25 protein-coding genes and 1 pseudogene are annotated in these 24,811 nt (G+C 62.1%); 8 read left to right on the top strand and 18 right to left on the bottom strand.

The genetic code is table 11. The features are described from left to right. Positions 1–54: 54 nt before the first annotated feature. The gene (locus ACSSU5_RS11065) at positions 55–825 is read left to right on the top strand and encodes a MetQ/NlpA family ABC transporter substrate-binding protein (RefSeq protein ID WP_264310867.1); all 771 of its coding nucleotides are present in this window, start codon (positions 55–57) and stop codon (positions 823–825) included. A gap of 562 nt (positions 826–1,387) precedes the next feature. Here ACSSU5_RS11065 and ACSSU5_RS11060 read toward each other — a convergent pair. From ACSSU5_RS11060 to ACSSU5_RS11040, 5 genes are read right to left on the bottom strand one after another with little or no spacing between them, the layout of a single operon-like run. After that, positions 1,388–2,020, bottom strand: coding sequence for an SCO family protein (locus ACSSU5_RS11060; protein WP_033702518.1), 633 nt, complete (start codon positions 2,018–2,020; stop codon positions 1,388–1,390). Then, positions 2,017–2,910, bottom strand: coding sequence for a heme o synthase (gene cyoE, locus ACSSU5_RS11055; protein ID WP_492561153.1), 894 nt, complete (start codon positions 2,908–2,910; stop codon positions 2,017–2,019). Before cyoE ends, ACSSU5_RS11060 begins: the two co-directional genes overlap by 4 nt. Further along, positions 2,895–3,968 carry a COX15/CtaA family protein gene (locus tag ACSSU5_RS11050; RefSeq protein WP_264310869.1) on the bottom strand — a complete coding sequence of 358 codons (1,074 nt, stop codon included), beginning with the start codon at positions 3,966–3,968 and terminating at the stop codon, positions 2,895–2,897. The genes cyoE and ACSSU5_RS11050 overlap by 16 nt, the downstream gene beginning before the upstream one ends. A 9-nt stretch (positions 3,969–3,977) precedes the next feature. Beyond that, positions 3,978–4,559, bottom strand: a complete 582-nt coding sequence (locus ACSSU5_RS11045; RefSeq protein WP_492561152.1) for a PA_0111/PP_0108 family redox-active disulfide protein — start codon at positions 4,557–4,559, stop codon at positions 3,978–3,980. Beyond that, a complete protein-coding gene (locus tag ACSSU5_RS11040; protein ID WP_264313994.1) occupies positions 4,528–5,265 on the bottom strand; it encodes an SURF1 family protein in 738 nt (245 codons plus the stop codon). The genes ACSSU5_RS11045 and ACSSU5_RS11040 overlap by 32 nt, the downstream gene beginning before the upstream one ends. 51 nt (positions 5,266–5,316) lie before the next feature. Between ACSSU5_RS11040 and ACSSU5_RS11035 the strand changes: the two genes are divergently transcribed. After that, a complete protein-coding gene (locus ACSSU5_RS11035; protein WP_027591992.1) occupies positions 5,317–5,520 on the top strand; it encodes a twin transmembrane helix small protein in 204 nt (67 codons plus the stop codon). A gap of 150 nt (positions 5,521–5,670) precedes the next feature. Here ACSSU5_RS11035 and ACSSU5_RS11030 read toward each other — a convergent pair whose 3' ends face one another. Genes ACSSU5_RS11030 through coxB form a run of 4 tightly spaced genes read right to left on the bottom strand, consistent with a single transcriptional unit; the run spans position 5,671 to position 9,904 of the window. Beyond that, positions 5,671–6,558 (bottom strand): cytochrome c oxidase subunit 3, encoded by an 888-nt coding sequence (locus ACSSU5_RS11030; protein ID WP_264310871.1) that lies wholly within the window; start codon positions 6,556–6,558, stop codon positions 5,671–5,673. Positions 6,559–6,574: 16 nt separating this feature from the next. Beyond that, a complete protein-coding gene (locus tag ACSSU5_RS11025; RefSeq protein WP_264310872.1) occupies positions 6,575–7,141 on the bottom strand; it encodes a cytochrome c oxidase assembly protein in 567 nt (188 codons plus the stop codon). A gap of 2 nt (positions 7,142–7,143) precedes the next feature. After that, the gene (ctaD, locus tag ACSSU5_RS11020; protein ID WP_264310873.1) at positions 7,144–8,733 is read right to left on the bottom strand and encodes a cytochrome c oxidase subunit I; all 1,590 of its coding nucleotides are present in this window, start codon (positions 8,731–8,733) and stop codon (positions 7,144–7,146) included. 43 nt (positions 8,734–8,776) lie between these two features. Next, positions 8,777–9,904, bottom strand: a complete 1,128-nt coding sequence (coxB, locus tag ACSSU5_RS11015) for a cytochrome c oxidase subunit II (protein WP_264310874.1) — start codon at positions 9,902–9,904, stop codon at positions 8,777–8,779. A 368-nt stretch (positions 9,905–10,272) separates the two neighbouring features. Between coxB and ACSSU5_RS11010 the strand changes: the two genes are divergently transcribed. Further along, positions 10,273–10,914: a hypothetical protein gene (locus tag ACSSU5_RS11010; RefSeq protein WP_492561151.1), complete on the top strand. Its 642-nt coding sequence runs from the start codon at positions 10,273–10,275 to the stop codon at positions 10,912–10,914. A 124-nt stretch (positions 10,915–11,038) separates the two neighbouring features. On the opposite strand, the gene ACSSU5_RS11005 is transcribed toward ACSSU5_RS11010, so the two are convergent. The 6 genes from ACSSU5_RS11005 to prlC form a co-directional block, all read right to left on the bottom strand. After that, positions 11,039–12,568 carry a SulP family inorganic anion transporter gene (locus tag ACSSU5_RS11005; RefSeq protein ID WP_492561150.1) on the bottom strand — a complete coding sequence of 510 codons (1,530 nt, stop codon included), beginning with the start codon at positions 12,566–12,568 and terminating at the stop codon, positions 11,039–11,041. Between the two features lie 191 nt (positions 12,569–12,759). Next, entirely contained in the window at positions 12,760–13,479 is a 720-nt protein-coding gene (locus tag ACSSU5_RS11000; RefSeq protein WP_264310877.1) for a carbonic anhydrase, read from the bottom strand. A 271-nt stretch (positions 13,480–13,750) separates the two neighbouring features. Next, positions 13,751–14,809, bottom strand: coding sequence for a PA0069 family radical SAM protein (locus ACSSU5_RS10995; protein WP_264310878.1), 1,059 nt, complete (start codon positions 14,807–14,809; stop codon positions 13,751–13,753). An 81-nt stretch (positions 14,810–14,890) separates the two neighbouring features. After that, the gene (locus ACSSU5_RS10990; protein WP_492561312.1) at positions 14,891–16,885 is read right to left on the bottom strand and encodes a M3 family metallopeptidase; all 1,995 of its coding nucleotides are present in this window, start codon (positions 16,883–16,885) and stop codon (positions 14,891–14,893) included. Positions 16,886–17,022: 137 nt separating this feature from the next. Further along, positions 17,023–17,304, bottom strand: a complete 282-nt coding sequence (locus ACSSU5_RS10985; RefSeq protein WP_264310879.1) for a YheV family putative zinc ribbon protein — start codon at positions 17,302–17,304, stop codon at positions 17,023–17,025. Further along, positions 17,301–19,388: an oligopeptidase A gene (gene prlC, locus ACSSU5_RS10980; RefSeq protein WP_492561149.1), complete on the bottom strand. Its 2,088-nt coding sequence runs from the start codon at positions 19,386–19,388 to the stop codon at positions 17,301–17,303. Before prlC ends, ACSSU5_RS10985 begins: the two co-directional genes overlap by 4 nt. Before the next feature lie 66 nt (positions 19,389–19,454). Between prlC and ACSSU5_RS10975 the strand changes: the two genes are divergently transcribed. Then, positions 19,455–20,003, top strand: a complete 549-nt coding sequence (locus tag ACSSU5_RS10975) for a gamma carbonic anhydrase family protein (RefSeq protein ID WP_264310881.1) — start codon at positions 19,455–19,457, stop codon at positions 20,001–20,003. Positions 20,004–20,022: 19 nt separating this feature from the next. Beyond that, positions 20,023–20,673 (top strand): HAD family hydrolase, encoded by a 651-nt coding sequence (locus ACSSU5_RS10970; RefSeq protein ID WP_264310882.1) that lies wholly within the window; start codon positions 20,023–20,025, stop codon positions 20,671–20,673. 134 nt (positions 20,674–20,807) lie between these two features. Here the strand turns inward: ACSSU5_RS10970 and ACSSU5_RS10965 are convergent. Continuing rightward, positions 20,808–21,898 (bottom strand): annotated as a pseudogene (locus ACSSU5_RS10965) (aminopeptidase). A 67-nt stretch (positions 21,899–21,965) separates the two neighbouring features. On the opposite strand from ACSSU5_RS10965, the gene ACSSU5_RS10960 reads away from it, so the two are divergent. Further along, positions 21,966–22,379 (top strand): PA0061/PA0062 family lipoprotein, encoded by a 414-nt coding sequence (locus ACSSU5_RS10960; RefSeq protein ID WP_264310884.1) that lies wholly within the window; start codon positions 21,966–21,968, stop codon positions 22,377–22,379. 55 nt (positions 22,380–22,434) lie between these two features. Then, a complete protein-coding gene (locus tag ACSSU5_RS10955) occupies positions 22,435–22,848 on the top strand; it encodes a PA0061/PA0062 family lipoprotein (protein WP_033702484.1) in 414 nt (137 codons plus the stop codon). A 37-nt stretch (positions 22,849–22,885) separates the two neighbouring features. Here ACSSU5_RS10955 and ACSSU5_RS10950 read toward each other — a convergent pair whose 3' ends face one another. Then, the gene (locus tag ACSSU5_RS10950; RefSeq protein WP_492561148.1) at positions 22,886–23,119 is read right to left on the bottom strand and encodes a DUF1161 domain-containing protein; all 234 of its coding nucleotides are present in this window, start codon (positions 23,117–23,119) and stop codon (positions 22,886–22,888) included. Positions 23,120–23,192: 73 nt separating this feature from the next. Continuing rightward, on the bottom strand, positions 23,193–23,618 hold the full coding sequence (locus ACSSU5_RS10945) for an OsmC family protein (protein ID WP_264310886.1): 426 nt from the start codon (positions 23,616–23,618) through the stop codon (positions 23,193–23,195). Between the two features lie 170 nt (positions 23,619–23,788). On the opposite strand from ACSSU5_RS10945, the gene ACSSU5_RS10940 reads away from it, so the two are divergent. Further along, positions 23,789–24,793 carry an LLM class flavin-dependent oxidoreductase gene (locus ACSSU5_RS10940; protein ID WP_264310887.1) on the top strand — a complete coding sequence of 335 codons (1,005 nt, stop codon included), beginning with the start codon at positions 23,789–23,791 and terminating at the stop codon, positions 24,791–24,793. The last annotated feature ends 18 nt before the right edge of the window (positions 24,794–24,811 follow it).

Here is a 24,811-nt window from a genome sequence, read left to right as displayed (position 1 = left end):
GTCGGCCTGGCCGACCCGTTCGGGGGCCGTCGCGGCCCTCACAAGGAGTGATCAATGAAGAAGCTGCTTGCTGTCGCTGCCGCTGTCGCGGCCTTCTCGGCCCACGCCGATACCCTGACCGTCGCCGCCACCCCGGTGCCCCACGCCGAGATCCTCAACTTCGTCAAACCGCAGTTGGCGAAAGAGGGCGTAGAGCTGAAGGTCAAGGAGTTCACCGACTACATCCAGCCGAACGTGCAAGTTGCCGAGAAGCGCCTGGATGCCAACTTCTTCCAGCACCAGCCGTACCTCGATGAGTTCAACAAGGCCAAGGGCACCCAGCTGGTCAGCGTTGCCGGCGTGCACATCGAGCCGCTGGGCGTCTACTCGGCCAAGATCAAGAAGCTCGACGAGCTGTCCTCCGGCGCTACCGTGGTCATCCCCAACGACGCCACCAACGGTGGCCGCGCCCTGCTGCTGCTGGACAAGGCTGGCGTGATCAAGCTCAAGGACAACAAAAACATCCTGTCGACCGTGAAGGACGTTGCCGAGAACCCGAAGAACATCAAGTTCCGTGAGCTGGAAGCGGCCACCATCCCGCGCGTGCTGACCCAGGTCGATGCCGCCCTGATCAACACCAACTACGCGCTGGAAGCCAAGCTGAACCCTGAGAAGGACGCGCTGGCCATCGAAGGCAGCGACTCGCCTTACGTGAACATCCTGGTTGCCCGCCCGGACAACAAAGACTCGCAAGACATGAAGAAACTGGCGGCCGCGCTGCACTCGCCAGAGGTGAAGCAGTTCATCCTCGAGAAGTACAAAGGGGCGGTAGTGCCGGCGTTCTAAGCCGTTAAATTGCGCTGGATGCTTCGCGGGGCAAGCCCGCTCCCACAGGCAACTCACTGTATTCAAGCTCAGTGGGGTACCTGTGGGAGCGGGCTTGCCCCGCGAAGTTTTTCAGGCCTGCATCAATCCCGCTTTACCAGCCCCGGCAACTCCCACAGGCAACTCACTGTATTCAAGCTCAGTGGGATACCTGTGGGAGCGGGCTTGCCCCGCGAAGCTTTTCAGGCCTGCATCAATCCCGCTTTACCAGCCCCGGCAACTCCCACAGGCAACTCACTGTATTCAAGCTCAGTGGGATACCTGTGGGAGCGGGCTTGCCCCGCGAAGCTTTTCAGGCCTGCATCAATCCCGCTTTACCAGCCCCGGCAACTCCCACAGGCAACTCACTATATTCAAGCTCAGTGGGGTACCTGTGGGAGCGGGCTTGCCCCGCGAAGCTTTTCAGGCCTGCATCAATCCCGCTTTACCAGCCCCGGCAACTCCCACAGGCAACTCACCGTATTCAAGCTCAGTGGGGTAGTTGTGGGAGCTGGCTTGCCCCGCGAAGCTTTTCAGGCCTGCATCAATCCCGCTTTACCAACCCCGGCAACTGCGCCACCAGCTTCTGGTTGTTGAACGGCGCACGAATGAACCCGCGCTGACGCCCATCCGGCCCGACGATCGCCAGGTTGCCGCTGTGATCCACGGTATACCCAGGCTTGCTGGTATCGGCCGGAATGAACGGAATGCTCAAGGCATTGGCCAGTTTTTGGGTGTCTTCGATCGACCCCGCCACCCCGACAAAATCTTTGTCGAAGTAGCCCAGGTACTGCTTGAGCTGGTTCGGCGTATCGCGATTCGGGTCCACGCTCACCAGCACCACCTGCAAGCGGTCCACGGCTTCCTTGGGCAGTTCGCTCTTCACCTGACGCAACTGAGCCAACGTGGTTGGGCAGATGTCCGGGCAGTAGGTGTAGCCGAAAAACAGCAACGACCACTTGCCCTTCAGATCATCCAGCGCCACGGGCTGGCCGTCCTGGTTGGTCATGGTCACGTTCGCCACCGTACGGCTCTGCGGCAAGAGGATGATGCCAGCATCGATCAGCTCGGTCGGGTTTGGCTGATCGCGGCCATTGAGCACCTTGTTGACGGTCAGGCCCAGGATCAACGCGACCAGGGCGACGAGGATGAAGACGGTTTTCTGGGTTCGGGTCATAGATTCAGCAACAAGTAGTGGTCAATGAGCAACGCGATGAACAGCGCGAACAAGTAGCCGATAGAGTACTTGAAGGTGCCGATCGCCGCGTGCGGCCGGCTGCCACGGTACAACACCCAGGCCCACTGCAGGAAGCGCAGGCCCAGGGCGAGGGCACACGCCAGGTACAACGGGCCGCTCATGTGGATGGCATAGGGCAGCAGGCTCACCGCCAGCAGAATCAGGGTGTAGAGCAGGATATGCAGCGCGGTGTAGCGCTCGCCGTGGGTAACCGGCAACATCGGGATATCGGCCTTGGCGTATTCCGCCTTGCGGTGGATGGCCAGGGCCCAGAAGTGCGGCGGGGTCCAGGCGAAGATGATCAGCACCAGCAACAAGGGCTCGGCACTGAGATGGCCGCTGACCGCCACCCAGCCAAGCAGTGGCGGCGCCGCGCCGGCCAGGCCGCCAATCACGATGTTCTGCGGCGTGGCACGCTTCAGAAAGCCGGTGTAGAGCACCGCATAGCCCAGCAGCGAAGCCAGGGTCAGCCAGGCGGTCAGGGCGTTGGTGAACACCAGCAGCAGTGCCATGCCCAGCAATGCCAGGGCCAATGCAAAGGCCAGCGCGGGCAGCGGCGCGACCCGGCCTGTGGCCAGCGGCCGTTTGTGGGTGCGCGCCATCAAGGCGTCGATGCGCCGGTCCACTATGTGGTTGACCACCGCCGCGCCACCCGCACACAGGCCAATGCCCAGGTTGCCGAACAACAGCACGCTCCAGGCAACGCCTGCGCGGCTGGCGAGGAACATGCCTGCCAGGGAGGTGATCAGCATCAGCACCACCACCTTGGGTTTGGTCAGTTCCAGATAGTCGCGCCAACCTGCCCGCTGTGCGCTTAGAAGCGTCGCCACGAATCGTTCCTCATAGGGTGGGAGATATCCACGCCCACCACCGGTGTCAGGCGCCAGCCATGGCCGACGCGCACTTTATCGACCACGCGGATGCGATAATTCACCAGCACCATGCTCAGTAACAGCATGGCCCCACCCGCGTTGTGGGCCACTGCCACGCCCAGCGGCAGGTGGAACAGCACGTTGCTGATGCCCAGGCCGACCTGCACGGCCAAGGCCAACAGCACCAGCCGCGCCAGGCCAGAAAGGCCGCAGCGGTACAGCTTGAAGCTCAGCATCAGCAGCACCGCACTGACCAGCAAGGCGCCCAGCCGGTGGCTGATGTGGATGGCCGTGCGCGCATCGCTGTCCAGTTGGCCGCCCAGGTAGTTGGGCCCGACGTGCTGGGTCAGGTGGAAGCCGTTGCTGAAGTCCGCCGCTGGCCACCATTGGCCATGGCAGGTGGGCAGGTCGATACAGGCGACCGCGGCATAATTGGCGCTGACCCAGCCACCCAGGGCGATCTGGCCGATCACCACCAGCAACGCCAGGGCCGCGATCCGGCGCAGGCTCAGCGGTAGTTTCGGCAACGGCGCAAAGGCCCGAGATAGACGCAGAGACAGCAAGAATAGCAGGCTCAAGGTGGTGAACCCGCCCAGCAGGTGCGCGGTGACGACTTGCGGCCAGAGCTTGAGGGTTACCGTCCACATGCCGAACGCCGCCTGGGCCAACACCACCGCCAGCAACAGCACCGGCAAGCGGTAGGGCTGACCATCACGCGCATGCCGGCGCACGGCCTGCAAGGCCAGCCAGGCAATCACCAGCGCCAGAGTACCGGCGAAATAGCGATGGACCATCTCGGCCCAGCCCTTGGCGGCTTCCACCGGGTGCTCGGGGAAATGCACTTCGGCATGGGCCAGCTGGGCGTCGGTCTTGGGCACACTGATGAAGCCATAGCAGCCTGGCCAATCGGGGCAGCCCAGGCCCGCGTGGGTCAGGCGGGTATAGGCACCGAGCAAAACGACCACCAGTGCCAGCAGGGTGGCGAACACAGCAAGGCGCATTCCAGGTCTGGCCATGACAGGCTCCTAGCCGATGTTGGACAGCTTGAGCAGGTGGCGCAGGTCGTCCAGCACGTGCTTGCCGTTGACCTTGGCGTCGTAGCGCAACACCAGGTTGCCGTGCGGGTCGACGATCCACAGCTGCGGGCCGAGCTCACCGACCTTGTTCAGGTAGCGCTGAGCATCCAGCGGGTAGCGTTGCAACTGCGGGTACTCACGGCCGAGCAATGCCTGGTAGTCGCCGCTCAACGGCTGCGCGGCAGCCAGCGCGTGGCTGGCGCGGCCGGCATCACGGCCCAGGCCAACTTGTATCTGCCGAGCCAGGTACACCAGGCGCTGGCAGTCTTCGGCGCAGGCCTCGGGGGTGCTGACCAACACTTGCCAGCGCGCGTCCTGGCCGTCGATGCCGATATCGCTGCGGCTTTCGCCGTTGCCGATCATCGCGCCGTGGTAGCTGCGGCCTTCCGGTACCCAGAACTTGAGCTTGTACATGCTGGTGGCCAGGATCATCGGGCCGAGCACGACCAGCAAAATCAGAATCAGCTGCAAACGCCCACGGGCTCGGGGCTTGCTGCGTTCAGGCAGGTCCAGTGGAGTGGCGGTGGCCATGGCGTTTCTCCTTGTTTTGGTGCCAGCCGAAATAGAGGTAAAGCAGAACCAGAGCGGTAGCCAGGGCAAACCACTGCACGGCGTAGCCCACGTGTTTTTCCGGGCCCATGGCGACGACCGGCCAGCCCAGGCGATAGCTCGCCGGGCCGGGCTCCAGGCGCAGTTCGTGGGCGAAGCCTTCGCGATCAAGCTGTTGCCATAGCTGCGCGGCATCGATAGCAGTCAGCAGGTGCGGCCATTGCCCGCCGATGGGGTCCGGGCGCAGTTGGAAGGTGCTGCCAGGCGCGACATACACCGAAGCATCCAGGGCCAAGGGCTGCGACGGGGTATCAACGTGCACAGGCACGCGGCGGTCCGGCCACGGCAACCAGCCGCGATTGACCAGCAACCACAGGCCGCTGGCCTGGTCATGGAAGGGCTGCAACAGCTCGACACCGGCCTCGCCGTCGCGCATGCGGTTGTCCAGCAGCAGGCTGTGTTCGCCATCGAAACGGCCGTACAGGTGCACGCGGCGGTAAGCGGCATCATCGCTGTGCTGCAACTGGGCAGTGGAGAGTGGCGCATCAAGGCTGCGCTCGGCATAGGTCGCCAGCAACGCGCGCTTTTCGTCGGCGCGGCCCAGTTGCCAGCAGCCGAGCGCGACCAGCCCCGGCAGCAGCGCAAGCACCACCAGGGTCGGTACCCAGCCTGGGCGAAACGGCTTCACAGGCGCCTCGCTATACTTATCCACATCACCGCATCCCCCCGGAGAAGCGCCATGCTCAAGGCCGCGATTGTCCTGATGCTGTTGGCCACGGTTGCCAGCCTGTTCAGTGGCCTGGTGTTCCTGGTCAAGGACGATGAAAACTCGACCCGCTTGCTGAAGGCACTGACCGTGCGCGTGACCCTGGCGGCTCTGACCATAGGGCTGGTGGCCTACGGCTTCATCAGTGGCCAACTGGTGTCACACGCCCCGTTTTGAACCTATATCGCCTTGACTGGCCCCGCCTTTGTGGGAGCGGCCTTGTGTCGCGAAAGGGCTGCACAGCAGCCCCAGCAATTTATGCATTTGTGCTAAGCCCCTGGGGCTGCTGTGCAGCCCTTTCGCGACACAAGGCCGCTCCCACATGTGTCAAAGCACATAAACAAAGATAAACAGCCCCACCCACACCACATCGACGAAGTGCCAATACCAACTGGCCGCCTCGAAACCGAAGTGCTTGTCGGGGTTGAAGTGGCCGCGCAGGATACGCACGAACATCACGATCAAGATGATCGTGCCCAGCGTCACGTGGGCACCGTGGAAGCCGGTGAGCATGAAGAAGGTCGCGCCATAGATCCCCGACCCCAGCGTCAGCCCCAGCTTGGTATAAGCCTCGTGGTACTCGTAGGCCTGCAACGTGATGAAGCTGATCCCCAGCACGATGGTCAGTGCCATCCACAGTTTCAGCGCGCCCCGGTGATCACGCCGCAGGGCGTGGTGGGCAATGGTGATGGTCACACTCGAACTGACCAGCAGAATGGTGTTGATCAGCGGCAAGTGCCAAGGGTCGATAACCTCCTTGGGCGGCGGGAACAGTTTCGGGTCCGGGGTATGCAGCAACGGCCAGGCGAACTCGAAGCTCGGCCACAGCATATGCGCGACGCCCTTGGCCCCTTCACCGCCAAGCCAAGGCCCGGCCAGTACGCGTACGTAGAACAGCGCACCGAAAAAGGCCAGGAAGAACATCACCTCCGAAAAGATGAACCAACTCATGCCCCAACGGAACGAGCGGTCCAGTTGCGGGCTGTACAACCCACCACGGCTCTCTTTCACAACCGCACCGAACCAGCCGAACAGCATGTAGGCCAGGCATAGCGCGCCGACGAAGAAAATCAGCGGCCCATGGGAGTCGGGGTGCCCGGCCTTCATGTCGTTGAACCAGGTGCCTAGGCCGAACACTGTGATGAACATGCCGATTGTCGCGATGATCGGCCACTTGCTCTGCGCCGGAACGTAGTAGTGCTCATGACTTGCCATTGCTGTTCTCCTTCCCTTAACGGGCGCCCTGGACGTCCTGGGCCGCAACATGCGCGACCGGCGGGTGGCGAGCGGTGATGTCGAACAAGGTGTAGGCCAGTGTCAGGTGCTTCACGCTGGCCGGCAGGTCGCGGTCAACGATAAAGCGCACCGGCATCTCGATGCGTTCGCCGGGCTGCAGCACCTGCTGGGTAAAGCAGAAGCACTCGGTCTTGTGGAAGTACGCCGCGGCCTCGGCCGGGGTGATGCTGGGTATCGCCTGGGCACTCATAGGCCGGTCGGTCGGGTTGCGGGCCACGAAAATCATCTGGTTGACCGCACCCGGGTTGACGTCGATCTGGTCGGCCGTGGAGTAGAAGTCCCAGACCATGTCGCTGGCGTTGGTCGACATGAACTGCACCCGCACCGAACGCGATGGGTCGCTGACCTGGCTGCCCTCATACTGGCCACCGGTCTTGCCATTGATGCCGAAGGCCTTGCACATCACGTCATAGATCGGCACCAGGGCGAAACCGAAGGCGAACATCACCACCGTCAGCATCAGCAGGCGCGTGACCAGGCGTTTGAGCGACAGGCCGTTCATGGCTATTTCACATCCGGTGGCGTCTGGAAGGTGTGGTAAGGCGCAGGCGAGGGGACCGACCACTCCAGGCCCTCGGCACCGTCCCAGGGTTTGGCCGGCGCCGGCGCGCCGCCACGGATGCACTTGATGACGATGAACAGGAAGAAGATCTGCGTGGCGCCGAACATGAATGCCCCGATCGAGGAGACCATGTTGAAATCGGCGAACTGCAGGTTGTAGTCCGGAATACGCCGTGGCATGCCGGCCAGGCCAACGAAATGCATGGGGAAGAAGGCCATGTTCATGCCGACGAACGACAGCCAGAAGTGCAGCTTGCCGAGGGTTTCGTCATACATGTGCCCGGTCCATTTCGGCAGCCAGTAGTAGGCCGAGGCGAAGATACCGAAGATCGCCCCCGGTACCAGCACATAGTGGAAGTGCGCGACCACAAAGTACGTGTCGTGGTACTGGAAGTCCGCCGGCGCGATGGCCAGCATCAACCCGGAGAACCCACCGATGGTAAACAGGATGACGAAGGCGATGGCGAACAGCATCGGCGTTTCGAAGGTCAGCGACCCTTCCCACATGGTGCTGACCCAGTTGAACACCTTCACCCCAGTGGGCACGGCGATGAGCATGGTGGCGTACATGAAGAACAGTTCGCCCACCACCGGGATGCCGACCACGAACATGTGGTGCGCCCAGACGATGAACGACAAGAAGGCGATCGCCCCGGTGGCGTAGACCATCGAGGTGTAACCGAACAACGGCTTGCGCGAGAACGCCGGGATGATCGAGCTGACCGCGCCGAAGGCCGGCAGGATCATGATGTACACCTCGGGGTGGCCGAAGAACCAGAACACGTGCTGGAACAGCACCGGGTCACCGCCACCGGCCGCGCTGAAGAAGCTGGTGCCGAAGTGGATGTCCATCAGCATCATGGTCACCACACCGGCCAGTACCGGCATCACCGCAATCAGCAGGAACGCGGTGATCAGCCAGGTCCAGACGAACAGCGGCATTTTCATCAAGGTCATGCCGGGGGCACGCAGGTTGAGGATGGTGGCGATCACGTTGATCGCCCCCATGATCGAGCTGATGCCCATCAGGTGGATGGCAAAGATGAAAAAGGTCACGCTGGCCGGGGCATAGGTGGTCGACAGCGGGGCGTAGAAGGTCCAGCCGAAGTTCGGCCCGCCACCAGGGCTGAACAGGGTCGAGACCAGCAGCAGGAAAGCCGCCGGCAGCAACCAGAAGCTGAAGTTGTTCATCCGCGGCAGGGCCATGTCCGGCGCGCCAATCATCAGCGGGATCATCCAGTTGGCTAGGCCGACGAAGGCCGGCATCACGGCGCCGAATACCATGATCAGCCCGTGCATGGTGGTCATCTGGTTGAAGAACGCAGGTTCGACGATCTGCAGCCCCGGCTGGAACAGCTCCGCGCGGATCACCATGGCGAACGAGCCACCGAGCAGGAACATGATGAAGGCGAACCACAGGTACATCGTGCCGATGTCCTTGTGGTTGGTGGTCAGCACCCAGCGCATCAAGCCCTTGGCCGGGCCGTGGGCGTGCTCATGGCCGTGGGCGTGGTCGTCGATCACTGCACTCATGTCCTGTCTCCTGCAATCCATTGATTGCCGCGCGTAACCCGGTTCATTGCGCTTCTGCCTGCTTGAGCGCCAGCACATCCTTCGGCGTGACCATATCGCCCTTGTTGTTGCCCCAGGCGTTGCGCTCGTAGGTGACCACGGCGGCGATATCGACTTCCGAGAGCTGTTTGCCGAACGCGGCCATGGCCGTGCCAGGCTTGCCGTGGAAGACGATGCTCAGGTGGCCTTCCTTCGGCCCGGTGGCGATCTTCGAGCCTTTGAGGGCCGGGAACATCGGCGGCAGGCCCTGGCCTTCGGCCTGGTGACAGGCCACGCAGGTGGTGTGGTAGACCTTGTCGCCTCGCGCAACCAACTCGTCGAGGGTCCACTCTTTGCTGGTCAGCTCCTTGAGCTTGGCCGCCTCGGCCTTGCGCTCACCGAGCCAGGTGTCGTAGTCGGCCTTGGACTTGACCTCGACCACCACCGGCATGAAGCCATGGTCCTTGCCGCACAGCTCAGTGCACTGGCCACGGTAGATGCCGGGCTTCTCGATGCGCGTCCAGGCCTCGTTGACGAAGCCTGGGATGGCATCACGCTTGACCGCGAACGCCGGCACCCACCAGGAATGGATCACGTCGGCGGCGGTTACCAGAAAGCGCACTTTCGCGCCCACCGGCAGCACCAGCGGCTGGTCGACTTCGAGCAGGTAGTGCTCGTCCTTGGGGGCCTTGTTATGGATCTGGTCGGCGGGGGTGGCCAGGTTGCTGAAGAACTCCACATCCTGGCCCAGGTACTTGTAGTGCCACTTCCACTGGTAGCCGGTGACCTGGATGTCGATGTCCGATTCGCTGGCATCGTAGATGTCGATCAGGGTCTTGGTCGCGGGGATGGCCATGGCCACCAGAATCAGGAACGGCACCACGGTCCACATGATTTCCACCCAGGTGTGCTCGTGGAAATGCGCAGCCTGCTGGCCGGTGGAACGGCGGTGGACGACCATGGACCAGAACATCGCGCCAAACACCACGATGCCGATGATCACGCAGATCCAGAAAATGGTCATGTGCAGGTCGAAGACGGCGTTGGAGACTTCCGTCGCCCCCGGGTGCATGTTGACGGTCCAGGCTGCGTTGGCCTGACCTAAAACCGTCCACAACAGGAGGCCCATCCAGACATGTGGATGTCGCATCATTGCGGGTTCCCCTTCTAATTCTTGTTGTCCCGGAGGCGTGGCCTGCGGCAAGAGGGAACGGCGGTCAAGACTGCCTAGCTTCGACGACCGAGCCCCTGCAAAAGCAGACGGGCCTCATCAACGAATCACGTTCAACGGGAGTATAGACAGCGACCAATGGCACGCAATGAAGCCTGTGAAATGAACTTCACGAAATTGCCGAATGCCCTGAAAACCGCGTGCTTGATAGGATATGGCCCAATAGTGGCATCCCGATATGCCAGAGCATGCACACGTTTGCGCGATTTATAACAAATACGTCTTAGGTATTCTGTATACCGAGCTAATTTAGTGTCTTCCGTTTGAAACGTAATGTCCCTGGAGTTGTCATGAACATCGCTGCGGTACGCGAGCAGATTAACCAAGCCCATCAACACGAAGGTCAGACCGGCCAATTGAAACAGCGTCTCGAGTTGCAACTGCCCCACCTGCACCCCTCGATTCAACTGCCTGAGCAGGACGCCCAGGGTACCTTGGCGCGTTTCGTCAGCGCCTACATCGACCAGGTTCCAGAGCTGCTGGAGGCTGCCCACGAGGTGGCCCGCGAAGCCGGTATCGAGTCGCAGATCAAGCCGGTACTGAAGATTGCCGAAGCTTATTTCCTGCAACCGCCCAGCGTGATGCAGGGGCATGTGGGCCTGGATTGCCTGCTGGATGAGGCGTACCTGGCGCATCGCCTGGTGGAAGAGGTGAACGATCTGTACATCCGCTATTTCCAGCAGCCACTGATCCCGGTGGACACCACCGTGGCCAACCTGATTGCCCACCAACTGATCGGAGAGACGTTCGCCAACCAGCTCGATGAAGTGGTGCACCATTCCGTTGACGAAATGCTCAATGAAGAGAGTTTTGCCAAGGAATCGGTGGAGGCCTATCGCGACAAGTTGAGCAGCCCCGAGACGGGCGCCGCCTGGAAGCGTTGGCCGTGCCTTTCGCGACAACTGGGTGTGGAGCTGGGCCAACCGGCCTGACATCCGGCACTGATGCTGGCTGCACCGGCCTCTTCGCGGGCAAGCCCGCTCCCACAAAGGGTATGCAATTCACCCTGTGGGAGCGGGCTTGCCCGCGAAGAGGCCCGCTCAGGCAACACAACAGCTAAATAACCCCCGCCGTCGTCCGCAGCCGCCCTTCGATCCGCCGCTTCAATCGCCGCTGCTCGATCAGCAAGCGCGAGCCCTTGGCTGCATTGCTCCGGCCCCAGTCCTCAAGCAGTTCCAGGCACGAGTGGTCGATGTAGCTAAGGTTGCTCAAGGGCACATGCAGGGTGGTCCCTGCCGGCACGGTATCCAGCACCTGGGTCAGCGCCGGCACCTTGAGGAACGTCGCCGCACCACTCAGACGCAGCTCCATGTGCCCGGGCTTGCCCAGGCTCACCAGGTTGATCTTCAACCGCGCCGCCTTGAACGCCAGCTTGAGCAGGGTCAAGGCAAAGCCCAGCAGCACGCCCGTCAGCAGGTCGGTGAAAATAATCGCCAGGGCAGTCGCTGCGTACGTAAACATCGGCATACGGCCATACCGGCGCAAACCACGAAACGCCTTGAAGTCCACCAATTTGACGCCGGTAAACACCAGCACACCCGCCAGGCTCGCCACCGGAATCTGCTGCAGCACGCTGCTCAACACCACGACGAACGCCAGCAGCCAAAGGCCATGGAAGATCGCCGAGGCGCGGGTCTGCGCACCGGCCTGGACATTCGCCGAACTGCGCACGATCACCCCGGTCATCGGCAAGGCGCCCAGCACGCCGCACAGCATGTTGCCGATGCCTTGGGCCGACAGTTCCCGGTCGAAGTCCGAGCGCTGGCCGCTGTGCATACGGTCCACCGCAGCTGCCGACAGCAAGGTCTCGGCGCTGGCGATGAAGGCCAGGGCGAATGCGGCCACCAGCAGGGTCGGGTCGGCCAGGTTCATCAGATCATCCAGGCGTATCCAGTCGATGGCCTCAGAAAGGTCTGCCGGTACCTGAACCCGATTCACCGGCAAGGCCAGCCATAGGCTGATCAGCGTCATTGCCGCCACGCCCAGCAAGGCACCGGGAATGAAGCGCAGCTTCTGTGGCCGCAAGCGCTCCCAGCCCCACATCACCGCGATGGTGCCCAGGCCAAGAGCACCGGCTTGCCAGCCCGAACCTGCGCGTTCCAGTGGCAGGGCAGTGGCCAAGGTCGCAGGAAACGCCAGCAGGTTCTGCATGCCCGAGGGCTGCGGCGCCGTATCGAACATCACATGCACCTGCGACAGCACGATCAGCACGCCGATACCCGCCAGCATGCCGTACACCACCGCCGGTGCGGTCACGCGAAACCAGCAACCCAGGCGCAAGCGCCCAGCCAGCAATTGCAACACCCCGGCCAGCAGCAGAATCGGCCCAAGCATGGCCACACCGTGCTGGCGCACCAATTCGAACACCAGCACCGCCAAGCCGGCCGCCGGGCCGCTGACCTGCAGCGGCGAACCCGCCAGGAAGCCCACTACAATGCCGCCGATGATGCCGGTAATCAGGCCTTTGGCGGGCGGCATCCCCGACGCGATGGCGATCCCCATGCACAAGGGCAGGGCGACCAGAAATACCACCACCGATGCCAACAACTCTCGCGGCAAGGCCGCTTTCAACTGTGTAATGTTCACCGTGTTTCTCCATTTTCTGTTGCACGGCCATTCCTCTGGCCATGAGCACGTTGGCCCCTGACCGGCGCGCAGGCGCGGGCCGCCAGCAAGCACGCCGGCAGGGCAGTCAGGGAATTCAAGGCAGCCGAAGGCCGCGCCACACCCCTGCAGGGTGCAGCCGGCTATCAAGGTTCTAGCGGTGGATGGGTCGCTTAGTAGCGGCCTCTCGGGGTAGCGCAGGGGACTGGCTCGCCCGCAGCCAGGGGCAGGAAGCTGTCGCTGGCGGCGTCATACGCTTCGATCTTGCTGGTCTCGATGTCGTAGACCCAACCGTGGATGTACAGCTCACCCGCCGCCAGGCGCGAGGCGACCGAAGGGTGAGTGCGCAGGTGATGCAGCTGGGCGATGACGTTTTCTTTGGTCAGCACCTGCATGGTTTCGTGCTCGCTGCCACAGGAGCAGTTGTTCTCGACCACGGTGCGTGCCACTTCGGCGTGGCGCAGCCAGGCGGAAACGGTCGGCATCTTGGTCAGCGATTGCGGGTTGAGTACCGCACGCATCGCGCCGCAGTCAGAGTGGCCACAGACAATGATGTGGTGCACGCCCAGTGCCAGTACAGCGTATTCGATAGCGCTGGAAACGCCGCCGTTCATCTGGCCATACGGCGGCACTACGTTACCCACGTTACGGGTCACGAACAGGTCGCCTGGCGAACTTTGGGTAATCAGTTCGGGGACAATGCGCGAGTCGGCGCAGGTGATGAACATGGCGCGTGGCGTTTGCGCGGTGGCGAGCTTCTTGAACAGCTCTTGCTGGTCGGGGAAGACATCATGATGAAAGCGCAGGAAGCCGTCGACGATGTGCTTAAGAGCAGCATCGGCGCTCTCGGCGGGTACATCCGGAACGACCTTGGATGGGTCCTTGACGGGCATGATTCATCCTCTTGGCGGTGTGTAGGTAAGTCCATTTTACCGGTGAAAGATTCTGGCTATGCAGGGATTTAGATGACACGCACAGGCCACAGATCACAGTCTTCGTTGACTGATTGCCTACGCTAGCGGGGAAAACTTAACTGAAACTTAATTCGGAGGCTCTAGAACAGACGTTCCAGATACATAAGGCGGGAGTTGAATAATAGCAAAAAAACATCAACTGCCAAGAGCCTGCAATAGAATTATGGAGTTGGATTAGTTGCACTAAGGATCAAAACAACGCCATCTGCCCGCCAGGCGGGCAGAACGCCGAGCAGTCCAGGGCCTGGGCTTCCCGCCCTTCAAACGCCAACCGTCGCGTGGCCTTGGCAAACCGTTGCGCCAACAGCTCGGCAAACACGCCCTCGCCCCGCATCCGCGCGCCAAAGCGGCTGTCATAAAGCTCGCCACCCCGGCTCTGGCGAATCAGGCTTAACACATGGGCCGCACGCTGGGGGTAATGGTCTTGCAGCCACTGCTCGAACAGCGGCGCCACCTCCAGCGGCAGGCGCAACATCATGTAGGCAGCGCTCTGCGCGCCCGCTTCCTTTGCAGCCTCCAGCAGGCGCTCCAGTTCACTGTCGTTGATCATTGGAATCATCGGCGAACACAACACCCCCACCGGCACCCCCGCCTCGCGCAGCACCCGAATCGCCCGCAACCGCGCCTTGGGTGATGCCGCACGGGGTTCGAGCACCCGCTTGAGGTCATCGTCCAGCGTCGTCAGGCTGATCATCACCCGTGCCAGGCGCTGGCTGGCCATCTCGGACAAAAGGTCGAGATCCCGCAGCACCAATGAACCCTTGGTGACGATGGTCACCGGGTGGCGGAAGCGCAAGAGCACCTCAAGCAAGCGCCGGGTCAGCAGATGATCGCGCTCGATGGGCTGGTAAGGGTCGGTATTGGACCCCAGGTTGATGGGCGCGCAGACATAACCCGGCTTGCTCAGTTGTTGTTCGAGCACTTCGGCGGCGTTGGTCTTGGCGATCAGCTTGGTTTCGAAATCCAGCCCAGGGGAAAGGTCCCAATACGCGTGGGAGGGGCGGGCATAGCAGTAGATACAGCCGTGCTCGCAGCCTCGGTAGGGGTTGATGGAGCGGTCGAAGGGCAGGTCGGGCGAAGTATTGCGGCTGATGACCGTCTTGGCGGTCTCGATCCGCACTTCGGTACCTTGGGTGACCGGGACTTCCTGATACCAGCCGTCATCCTCCGCCACGCACGAGCGAGGGGCGAAGCGGTTGTGCGGATTGTGCGCCGTGCCACGGCCCTTTTGCGGTGTTTGAGGTTTCATGGCCTGCCCCATTACTGTATTTACATACAGTGTACCTGCAAGCCTGATCGCTCCAGCACCTCTGGTCAGGGCACCATGGGTTCAGGCCAGGCCATGCCAACTCAGATAAGCAGCGGTGCTCGGTGCACGCCCGAGGAACGCTTCGATGCCCTCACGTAACGGCCGCGAGGCGCCCGGCGCGAACAACGCATCGTGCAGCGCGCGCCCGGTTGCACGGTCAAGCAAGCCTTGCGCTTCAAATCGGCTGAACAGGTCGAAGGCATGCACGTTTGCCCAGATATACGCGTAGTAGCCGGCATCGTATCCACTTATCAAGTGGTCAAAGGCATGTGCCGGGTGTTCAAAATCAGCCAGCGGCCAGTAGCCGCAGCGTTCGTGCGCAGCATCCAAGCGCTGTTCAAGGGTTCTGCCATCATTGGGCGCCGTATGCAGATCAATGTCGAACAAGGCCAGGCTCAAGTGACGGGCCGCGTCCTCCACGCCTTCCTGGCGTAGCCGGCTCAAACACGCTTCGACCCGTGCAGGTGTGAGCTGGCTGCCATCGTGCTGGTGCGATGAGATCGCTACCAGGTAGTTCGCGTCCCATAACCACCGCTCGAACAGCGTGCCGAACAATTCCACACCATCGGTGCCAAGCTCGGTCACATTGGACATCACATGGTTGGTAGTGCGCACCAGAAGGTGATGCAGCGCATGGCCAAACTCATGGAACATTTTGCGTAGCGACAGGTGATCAAGCAGAGGCTGGGTACCCGTGGCCGGTTGCGCCACGTCGCAGCAAACCACCACTGAAGCCGCCTGATAGATCCCCTCGGCAGTCACCCGGCGATTGCGTATGTACAGGGTGTAGACCGAGTCAGCTTGCTTGCCGGTGCGCTGCACGGCATCCACATAGAGCAGACCAATGAGCGCATTGTCCTGCCACACCTCGAATGCCTGCACGCTGTCATCCCAGGTCGCAAGGTGCTTGGGTGTCAGCACCAGACCAAACAGCTGTTGCGCCAGCTGCTGCAAAGCCACGATCACGCTGTTCAGCGGAAAGTATTCGCGCAAGGCTTCGGTGGACAGCACCGTGCGCGAGGCGGCCTGCAGATAGGCAATGTCCCAGGGCCTCACCTGGCCCAAACCCTGTGCAACAGCCTGGCGCTCGATTTTCGAGCGCCATTGCAGCATGGCGGGACGAATGTCGTCGGCCAAGTCATGCAAAAAGCTGCGCACCTGAGCGACCGACCCCGCACTCTTGGCATTCAGGCTCTGCTCCAGGTGGCTGGCAAAGCCAAGCAAGTGCGCCTTCTTCGCCCGCAATTGCGCCAGCCGTTGCAGGTGTGTGCCGTTGTCCAGCAAAGGGTCGTTACTGACGCCACGGGTGTGATAGGCCCGATACACGCGCTCGCGCAGTTGGCGGCTCTCGGCATGCCTCAGCACGGCTTCGGTGGCGGCGCTCTCACAGGCAATCAACCAACCTGACGAACCGGCTGCTTGCGCCCGCAGCGCCAGCTCATCACGAACCCGCGGTGGAATGCCGTGCAGTTCGGCTTCATCATCGATCGCCAGGCCCGGGCGTTCGAGATTGCTGGCAAAGGCGTCGCTCGACGCACTGATCTGAGCCTGCAGGTCAGCCAGGCATGCCTTGCCCGCAGCATCGAGTAGCGCACCACTGGTGGCGAACTTGTGCAGGTGCCAACGCAGGGTGGCACGCTGTTGGGTATCCAGATTCTTGCCGATGGCACTGCTCGCCAAGCGCTCATACAAGGCGTGCAAGCTGCTGTTGGTGAATTTTTGATCAAACCGAACAGTGGTCTCTGTGTAGAAGCCAAAAATGGCGCCTGCCCAGGCGGAACCCTTGCCTACCAGCGGCGTGGCCGCATTCAGCGCCGCCAATAGCTGGGCATCCAGATCATCTACCGCCAGCACCAGGTCATCCCAGGTAGGCAATGCCTGCTGTGCTTTGATGATGCTGGTAATGCCTTGCTTGTGGGCCGTCAGCACATGGTCGAACGCTGCACGCATGTTTTCCAGCGTGATGGCGTCATAGTCGACAGGCACGTTGCCGGGTTGCAAAAGAGGATTATCGATAGTCATGCTGCTTCACCTTACGCGTGGGGAAGCGAGAGGGTGCGCCGCCTGGGTAAGCCGCGTGCTTTGACTATCTACCGCACTGCAAGCGGTCGGGAAGAGGCCACCCGGGCCAGAGCCCAGGTGGCATCACGGCCTTATTCAGCCGGTTTTTTCAACTTGGGGTTGGGGAAGAACTGCACGGTCTGCACCTTGGCCGGTGCTGCCTTGGGCGCCAGGTGGTTGACCCGGGTGCCGAGTTCCGAGGGCACCGACAGGCCTTGTTCGTTGAGGGTGTCGGTGAAACCGCATGCCACGCACTCGCGGTGCGGTACGCCATCCTCGTTCCACATCATCAGCTTGTCGGGCTCGCTGCACGCCGGGCAGACTGCCCCGGCGATGAAGCGTTTCTTGGTCTTGTTCACAACTACCTCACTCATGCCGCCGCGTCCTCGCTCAACCCGCAGTGGCGCAGCAATGCATCGATGGAAGGCTCACGGCCACGGAAGTCGACGAACAGCACCATCGGCTCACGCGAACCACCCCGTGCCAGGATCGCCTCGCGGAAGGCACGACCGGTGTCGGCATTGAGCACGCCTTCTTCCTCGAAGCGCGAGAAGGCGTCTGCCGACAGCACTTCGGCCCACTTGTAGCTGTAGTAACCCGCCGCATAACCGCCCGCGAAGATGTGCGCAAAGCTGTTGGGGAAGCGGTTGTACGCCGGTGGGCGCATCACCGACACCTCGTCGCGCACGCCTTCGAGCACGTCGAGCACGCTGCGGCCGTCGCCATGGGTGGCGTGCAGCTCGAAGTCGAACAGCGAGAACTCCAGCTGGCGCACCATCATCATGCCCGACTGGAAGTTTTTCGCCGCCAGCATCTTGTCCAGCAGGTCCTGGGGCAGGGCAGCGCCGGTCTCGTAATGGCCGGAGATCAGCGCCAGGCCTTCCGGTTCCCAGCACCAGTTTTCCATGAACTGGCTTGGCAGCTCGACCGCATCCCAGGCCACGCCGTTGATGCCGGACACACCCGCGTGCTCGATGCGGGTCAGCAAGTGGTGCAGACCGTGGCCGAACTCGTGGAACAGGGTGGTGACTTCATCGTGGGTCAACAGCGCCGGCTTGCCTGGCGCGGCGGGGGTGAAGTTGCACACCAGGTTGGCCACCGGGCTCTGCAGCACGCCCTTGACGGTGCGGCGACGGTCACGGGCACCGTCCATCCAGGCGCCACCACGCTTGTTGGCGCGGGCATACAGGTCGAAGAAGAAACGGCCGACGTGCTGGCCGTTTTCCTTGATTTCGAACAGGCGCACATCCGGGTGCCAGCTGTCGAAGCCCTTGAGCTCGGCGATTTCGATGCCGTACAGACGCTGGACGATGCTGAACAGGCCAGACAGCACCTTGTCGATCGGGAAGTAGGCACGCAGGGTTTCTTGCGACACGCTGTAACGTTGCTCGCGCAGCTTCTCGCCGAAGTAACCGGCATCCCAGCTGGACAACTGCGGGCAGCCTTGCTCGGTGGCATAGGCCTTGAGCTGTTCCAGGTCCTGGGCAGCGAACGGCTTGGAACGCTTGGCCAGGTCACGCAGGAAGTTCAGCACCTGGTCGCTGGTCTCGGCCATCTTGGTGGCCAGGCTCAGCTCGGCGTAGTTCGGGTAGCCCAGCAGTTGGGCCAGTTCTTGGCGCAGGTCGAGGATTTCCTGCATCACCGGGCCATTGTCGAACTGGCCGGCATTGGGGCCTTGGTCCGAGGCGCGGGTGCAATAGGCGGCATACAGCTCTTCGCGCAGGGCGCGGTCGCTGGCGTAGGTCATTACCGCGTAGTAGCTAGGGAACTCCAGGGTGATCAGCCAGCCATCCAGCGCTTTGGCCTGGGCCGCAGCAGCCATCTGCGCCTTGGCCGAATCGGTCAGTCCGTCCAGCGCGGCTTCGTCGGTGACGTGCTTGGTCCAGGCCTGGGTAGCATCGAGCAACTGATTGGAGAAGCGGCTGCCCAGTTCGCTGAGCTTGCTCTGCACTTCGGCGTAACGCTGCTGCTTGTCGGCAGGCAGGTCGATGCCCGACAGACGGAAGTCACGCAGGGCGTGTTCGAGGATGGTCTTTTGCGCCACGTCGAAACCAGCCGCTTCCGGGCTGTTGACCAACGCTTCATAGGCATCGAACAGCGCACGGTTCTGGCCCAGTTCGGTAGAGTAGGCGCTCAGCGCCGGCAGGCAAGACTCGTAGGCCTCGCGCAGTTCCTTGCTGTTGCACACGGCATTGAGGTGGCTGACCGGGCTCCAGGCCGCGCCCAGGCGGTCATTGAGTTCGTCCATGGCCAGCACCAGGCCAGCCCAGGAGGGGTTCTTGCCCTGTTGCTCGAGAATTTCGGCAATGGCTTTACGGTTGTCGGCCAGGATCTCTTCGATCGCCGGCAGCACGTGTTCGGCACGGATCGCCGAGAAGGGCGGCAGATCGTAGGGCTGCAGAAGCGGGTTGGTCGCACTCACGGTTTGGATACCTTGGCAGAAGAAACACTGGACCATCTTAATTACAATCGACGCCGACCGCAGCAGGCAGCCTGCCTATCGGCACAGATGAGAGACCCTATCATGGCCATCCGAAGCTTCCAGCAACACACTCCGAAAGTTGGACCACGGGCCTTCATCGACCGCTCGGCGGTCGTGTTGGGCGATGTGGAGATCGGCGAAGACAGCTCGGTCTGGCCATTGACTGTAGTACGCGGCGACATGCACCGCATCCGCATCGGCGCACGTACCAGCGTGCAGGACGCCAGCGTGCTGCACATCACCCATGCCGGCCCTTTCAACCCCGACGGCTTCCCGCTGATCATCGGCGATGACGTGACCATCGGTCACAAAGTGATGCTGCATGGCTGTACCCTGGGCAACCGTATCCTGGTCGGCATGGGCAGCACCATCATGGATGGCGCCATCGTCGAGGACGAGGTGATCATTGGCGCCGGCAGCCTGGTACCGCCCGGCAAGCGCCTGGAGAGCGGCTTCTTGTATGTCGGCAGCCCGGTGAAACAGGCCCGGCCGCTGACCGACAAGGAGCGGGCCTTCTTCCCGTACAGCGCCGGCAATTACGTCAAGCTCAAGGACCAGCACCTGGCCGAAGGCTACGACCAACCAGAATGACTTGAGTGGAATCGCTTACATGCACCAACAGAATGTCCTTTTCGACCTCGACGGCACCCTGACCGACCCACGGCTGGGGATTACCCGCTCCATCCAGTACGCGTTGGCCAAACTGGGTATCGATGAGCCGGACCTGACCCGCCTCGAACACTTCATCGGCCCGCCCTTGCTGCAGGCATTCATGCAGTTTTACGGCTTCGACGAAGCCAAGGCGTGGGAGGCGGTCAATTTCTATCGCGAGCGCTTCCGCGTTACCGGTCTTTACGAGAACCAGGTGTTCGATGGTGTGCCGGAGCTGCTCGAAGCCCTCAATGGGCAGGGGCGCACGCTGTATGTGGCCACGTCCAAGCCTTGGGAGTTTGCCCGCGAGATTGCCCGGCACTTTGCGTTCGACCATCACTTCAAGGTGATTTATGGCAGCGAACTGGACGGCACGCGTACCAACAAGGTCGAGCTGATTCGCCACTTGCTGGACGAGGAAGGGCTGGACCCGGCGCAGACGCTGATGATCGGCGATCGCAAGCATGACCTGATCGGTGCGCGCAGCAACGGGCTGCAGGCAGTGGCGGTGGGGTATGGGTTTGGTAGTGAGGAAGAGCTGAAGGCCCAGGCGCCGGCGTTTCATTTCGCGACGTTGGCCGAGATGCATCGGGCCTTTATCAAAGCTTGATAGTGATTGGGGCTGCTTTGCAGCCCATTCGCGGGCAAGCCCGCTCCCACAAAAATATCGCTGAACTCAAGGGCGGCGCTGTAACTGTGGGAGCGGGCTTGCCCGCGAATGGGCCGCACAGCGGCCCCACAATCTCATTGGCTAACCACAAACCGCGTCAACGCCGCCTGGCGCGCTTCGACCGGCAATCGCCCAACGCCTCGACCCGCTCATAAAACCGCCCCCAATCCCCGCCAACCTCCCGAAACACCGCCGCAAACGCCGGCACCCATTGGTCATACAACCCAAACGGCAACAGCTTGGCATTGCTCATCGGCCCATACATCCAGGCGTCATAACGCGTGTCGCCACCCCACTGGCTATCACGCACTGTTCGGTACTCACGCCGCAGCCGCTCGAACTCCGCCTGCTTCGCCACCCGCTTGTGCGCGTCATCCAGGGGGCCTGCGTACATCACCTGAAGCCGTTCACGGCTGGCCAGCACCAACCGAATGAACTGGTCCCGCTGCGTCGCCTGGTCATCCTCGATCGCTGCAAGCCCGCGCGCCGCGCGCCATTGCCGCGCCCCCTCCTGCTCGACGAAGGTGGCAAACGACTCATTGAATGCCGTGTCGTCCTGTACGTAAAAACGCTGATGGGCCAGCTCATGGAAAATCAGCGAAGCCAGCCGTTCATCTCCCCAGCCGACCATCGATGACAGCAACGGGTCATCGAACCAGCCTAGGGTCGAGTACGCCTCGACGCCGCCCACATACACATCCATACCCGACTCGCGCATCAACGCCGCCGCGCCACGCGCCGCCCCCTGACGGTAATAGCCGCGATAAGCCACGCAGCCCGCAATCGGGAAGCAGTGCGTCACGGGTTGCAACGACAGTTCCGGCGTGGCGAACACGTTCCACACCACGTAGGGGCGACCCAGGTCGGCGTAAACCCGGTAGCTGCGGTTGTCCGGCAGTTTCAACTGCTGGCTGGCGAACACCCGGGCCTGTTCGGCATGCTGCAAACGCGTACGCAGTTGCGGGCTGCTGGCCGGGTCTGCCATCACCTGTTCCACCGGCTGACGCGCGCGCAACAGCTGCAACTGGCCCTCTGCCAACTGGCTGTAATAGCCAACGCCACTACAACCGTTCAGCAGAACAGCCGCCAGCAGGGGAACAAAACGGCTGAAAACACGGTCGAGTGGCCCAGGGTCTGAGCGCTGAAAAAGAAAAAGTCGAAGCATCTGGGACTGTCTGACTCGCTCACGGCCAATTCGCTCCAAGACTATCTCGCCAGGGGGGAGTTTCGCCATGCGTCCATTGTTTGCCGCCAGCACACTCATGCTGTTGTCCGCGTGCTCGACCCTGCCGGACCCCGATCCGAACCAGGCGTGGGTCGACCTCACACCCCAGGACGAAACGTCGCTGCACGCCGTGCAGGTAGACGAACGCGACTGGGCCGACACGCGCTACTTTGAAGTGCCCCCCGGCAGCCACGAACTGACCGTGCGCTACCAGTTCCCGGTCACCCCGAGCAATATCGGCCCGGTGAACGAGCCGCTGTGGCGCGATTGCCAGCTCAACCTGACGTTCAAGGACTTCAGCGCCGGGCAACGTTACCAACTGCAGGCGGGCAGCATTGGCTTCCGTCCCTGGATCAAACTCTACGACCACCAGCAAAAACTGGTGGGCCAAGGCCTGCCAGCGGGCTGTCAGCGCACCTGAACCCCGCAAACGGCGCTATGCTTGTAGCTTGTGAGTCGCAAGTGGGAGTTTTGCCATGCGCCAGCCCATGATGCTGATCGCCCTCAGTGCACTGGGGGCTTGCGCCAGCCCCTTGCCGCCCGTCGACCCCAAGCAGGCCTGGGTCGAGCTTTCCACCATCACCCCCGGCAGAGTCATCATGGCCGACCGCCTCGACGGCAAGCGGCTGGAGGATGGCCGATACTTCCAGGTGACGCCTGGCAAGCATGAACTGGTGGTGCGTTTTGATTATGAGATCTACGGTGGCGGCATGATGTCCCAGCCCAGGGACCGTACCTGCTACCTGACGGTGCGCTATGACAATTTCAAAGCCGGCGAACGCTATCGCCTGGAGGCCCGCGCGCCGGTGATGGAGCCGCAGGTACTGCTGTACGACGCCAGCCGCACGGTGGTGGTGAACGAGCCCAGCAACGTGTTTTGCATTCCCTGACTTTGGGGGGCGCTTTGCGCCCCCAGCCAACTAGACCCTAGCGATCATTCTTCTGGTAAATGATCTTCTTGGTACCACCCTCGCAGCTACCCACGACCATGTTCTGGTCCTTGACCTCGCTGTTGGGCACGATTTCCAGGGTGTAGGACGCTACGCCCTGTGCCTGGATCTTGGCCTCGATCTCGGCTTTCAATTCTTCGCACGGCTTAACCGCCGCCAACGTGGACGTGGCGAGCAGGGAGGCCAACACGGCGATTGCTACGCGGATCATGGAACGGCTCCTCAAAGGGCAGTCGTGCTGCCGTTGCTGTTTAGACTACAGCAAACCGCCCCCGTTGCGCCGCCTAGCCCACCAGCGAGGCATCCAGGCTGATGGTGGCGTTGAGCACTTTAGAAACCGGGCAACCGGCCTTGGCCTTGTTGGCAATCTCAAGGAACTGCGCCTCGCTGGCGCCCGGCACCTTGGCCTTGAGAATCAGGTGCACGGCCGTGATGGCGAAGCCGTCGGGTTGTTTATCCAGCGTCACCTCGGCAATGGTATCGATGCGGTCTGCGGTCAAGCCCGCCTCACCGAGCATCATCGACAGCGCCATCGAGAAGCAACCGGCATGGGCAGCGCCAATCAGCTCTTCCGGGTTGGTGCCTGGCGAGCCTTCGAAACGGGTATTGAAGCCGTAGGGGTTCTGCTTGAGCGCGCCGCTTTCAGTCGAAAGCAGGCCTTTGCCATCCTTCAGGCCACCTTGCCAGATCGCCGATGCTGTCTTTTTCATGATGCCTCCTGGTCGCTGCATTTACATATCGTGGAGTGACATGCTTATGGGTTCAGAGGGCGGCCTCCCACAGCAAGTTCAGATCAATCTGACCGCAAGCATTGAATCCACCGAATGTGCCCATACAGAGTTCAAAAGGCCTCTGGCCAACCACCTTCAAGGAGGCTCCGATGACGCAGCTGCGTGACCTGAAAATATCCACCCTCGACCTGGTGCCCGTGCGCGCCGACAGCGGGCCGGCCCAGTCGCTGCGTAACTCGCTGGACCTGGCGCAGCACGCAGAACGCTTCGGCTATAACCGCTTCTGGGTCGCTGAGCACCACAACATGGATGGCATTGCCAGTTCCGCGACCTCGGTGTTGATCGGCTACCTGGCGGGCGGCACCTCGACCATCCGGGTCGGCTCCGGTGGTGTGATGCTGCCCAACCACGCGCCGCTGGTGATCGCCGAGCAGTTCGGCACCTTGGCCAGCCTCTACCCAGGCCGCATCGACCTGGGCCTGGGCCGCGCACCGGGCTCCGACCAGATGACCGCCCGCGCCCTGCGCCGCGAGCGCTCCGGCAGCGCTGACGACTTCCCCGATGATGTCGAAGAGCTGTCGCGCTACCTCGGCCCGCGCACTGATGATCAAAAAGTGATCGCCGTGCCAGGGCATGACACCGAGGTGCCGATGTGGCTGCTCGGCTCAAGCCTGTTCAGCGCGCAGTTGGCGGGCATGCGCGGCATGCCCTATGCGTTCGCCTCGCACTTCGCGCCGCGCTACATGCACGAGGCGATCCGCGTCTACCGCAACCATTTCAAGCCTTCCACCACGCTGGACAAGCCCTACGTGATGCTCGGCATACCGATGGTGGTGGCCGAAACCGACGAGCAGGCCGAGTACCTGGCCACGTCGGTGTACCAGCGCATTCTTGCCCTGATTCGAGGGCAAAGCCTGATGCAGCGCCCGCCCGTACAAAGCATGGATGGGCTGTGGCTACCCCACGAGCGCGATGCGGTGATGAGCTTCTTAGGCCTGGCGATGATAGGCAGCCCGCAGAAGGTGCGGGCAAAAGTGCAAGTGCTGCTGGAGCAGACCGGGGCGGATGAGCTGATCTTTACCTGTGACCTGTATGAGCATGCGGACCGGGTCAGGTCCTATGAACTGTTGGCGCAGGCCTTGAAGGCCGAGTAGCCCCTTCGCGGGTAACCC

The sequence above is a fragment of the Pseudomonas sp. E1MeOHC2 genome (assembly GCF_058745025.1).
Note: the sequence above shows the minus strand (reverse complement) of the source record. Positions and strands in the feature narration are given on the sequence as shown.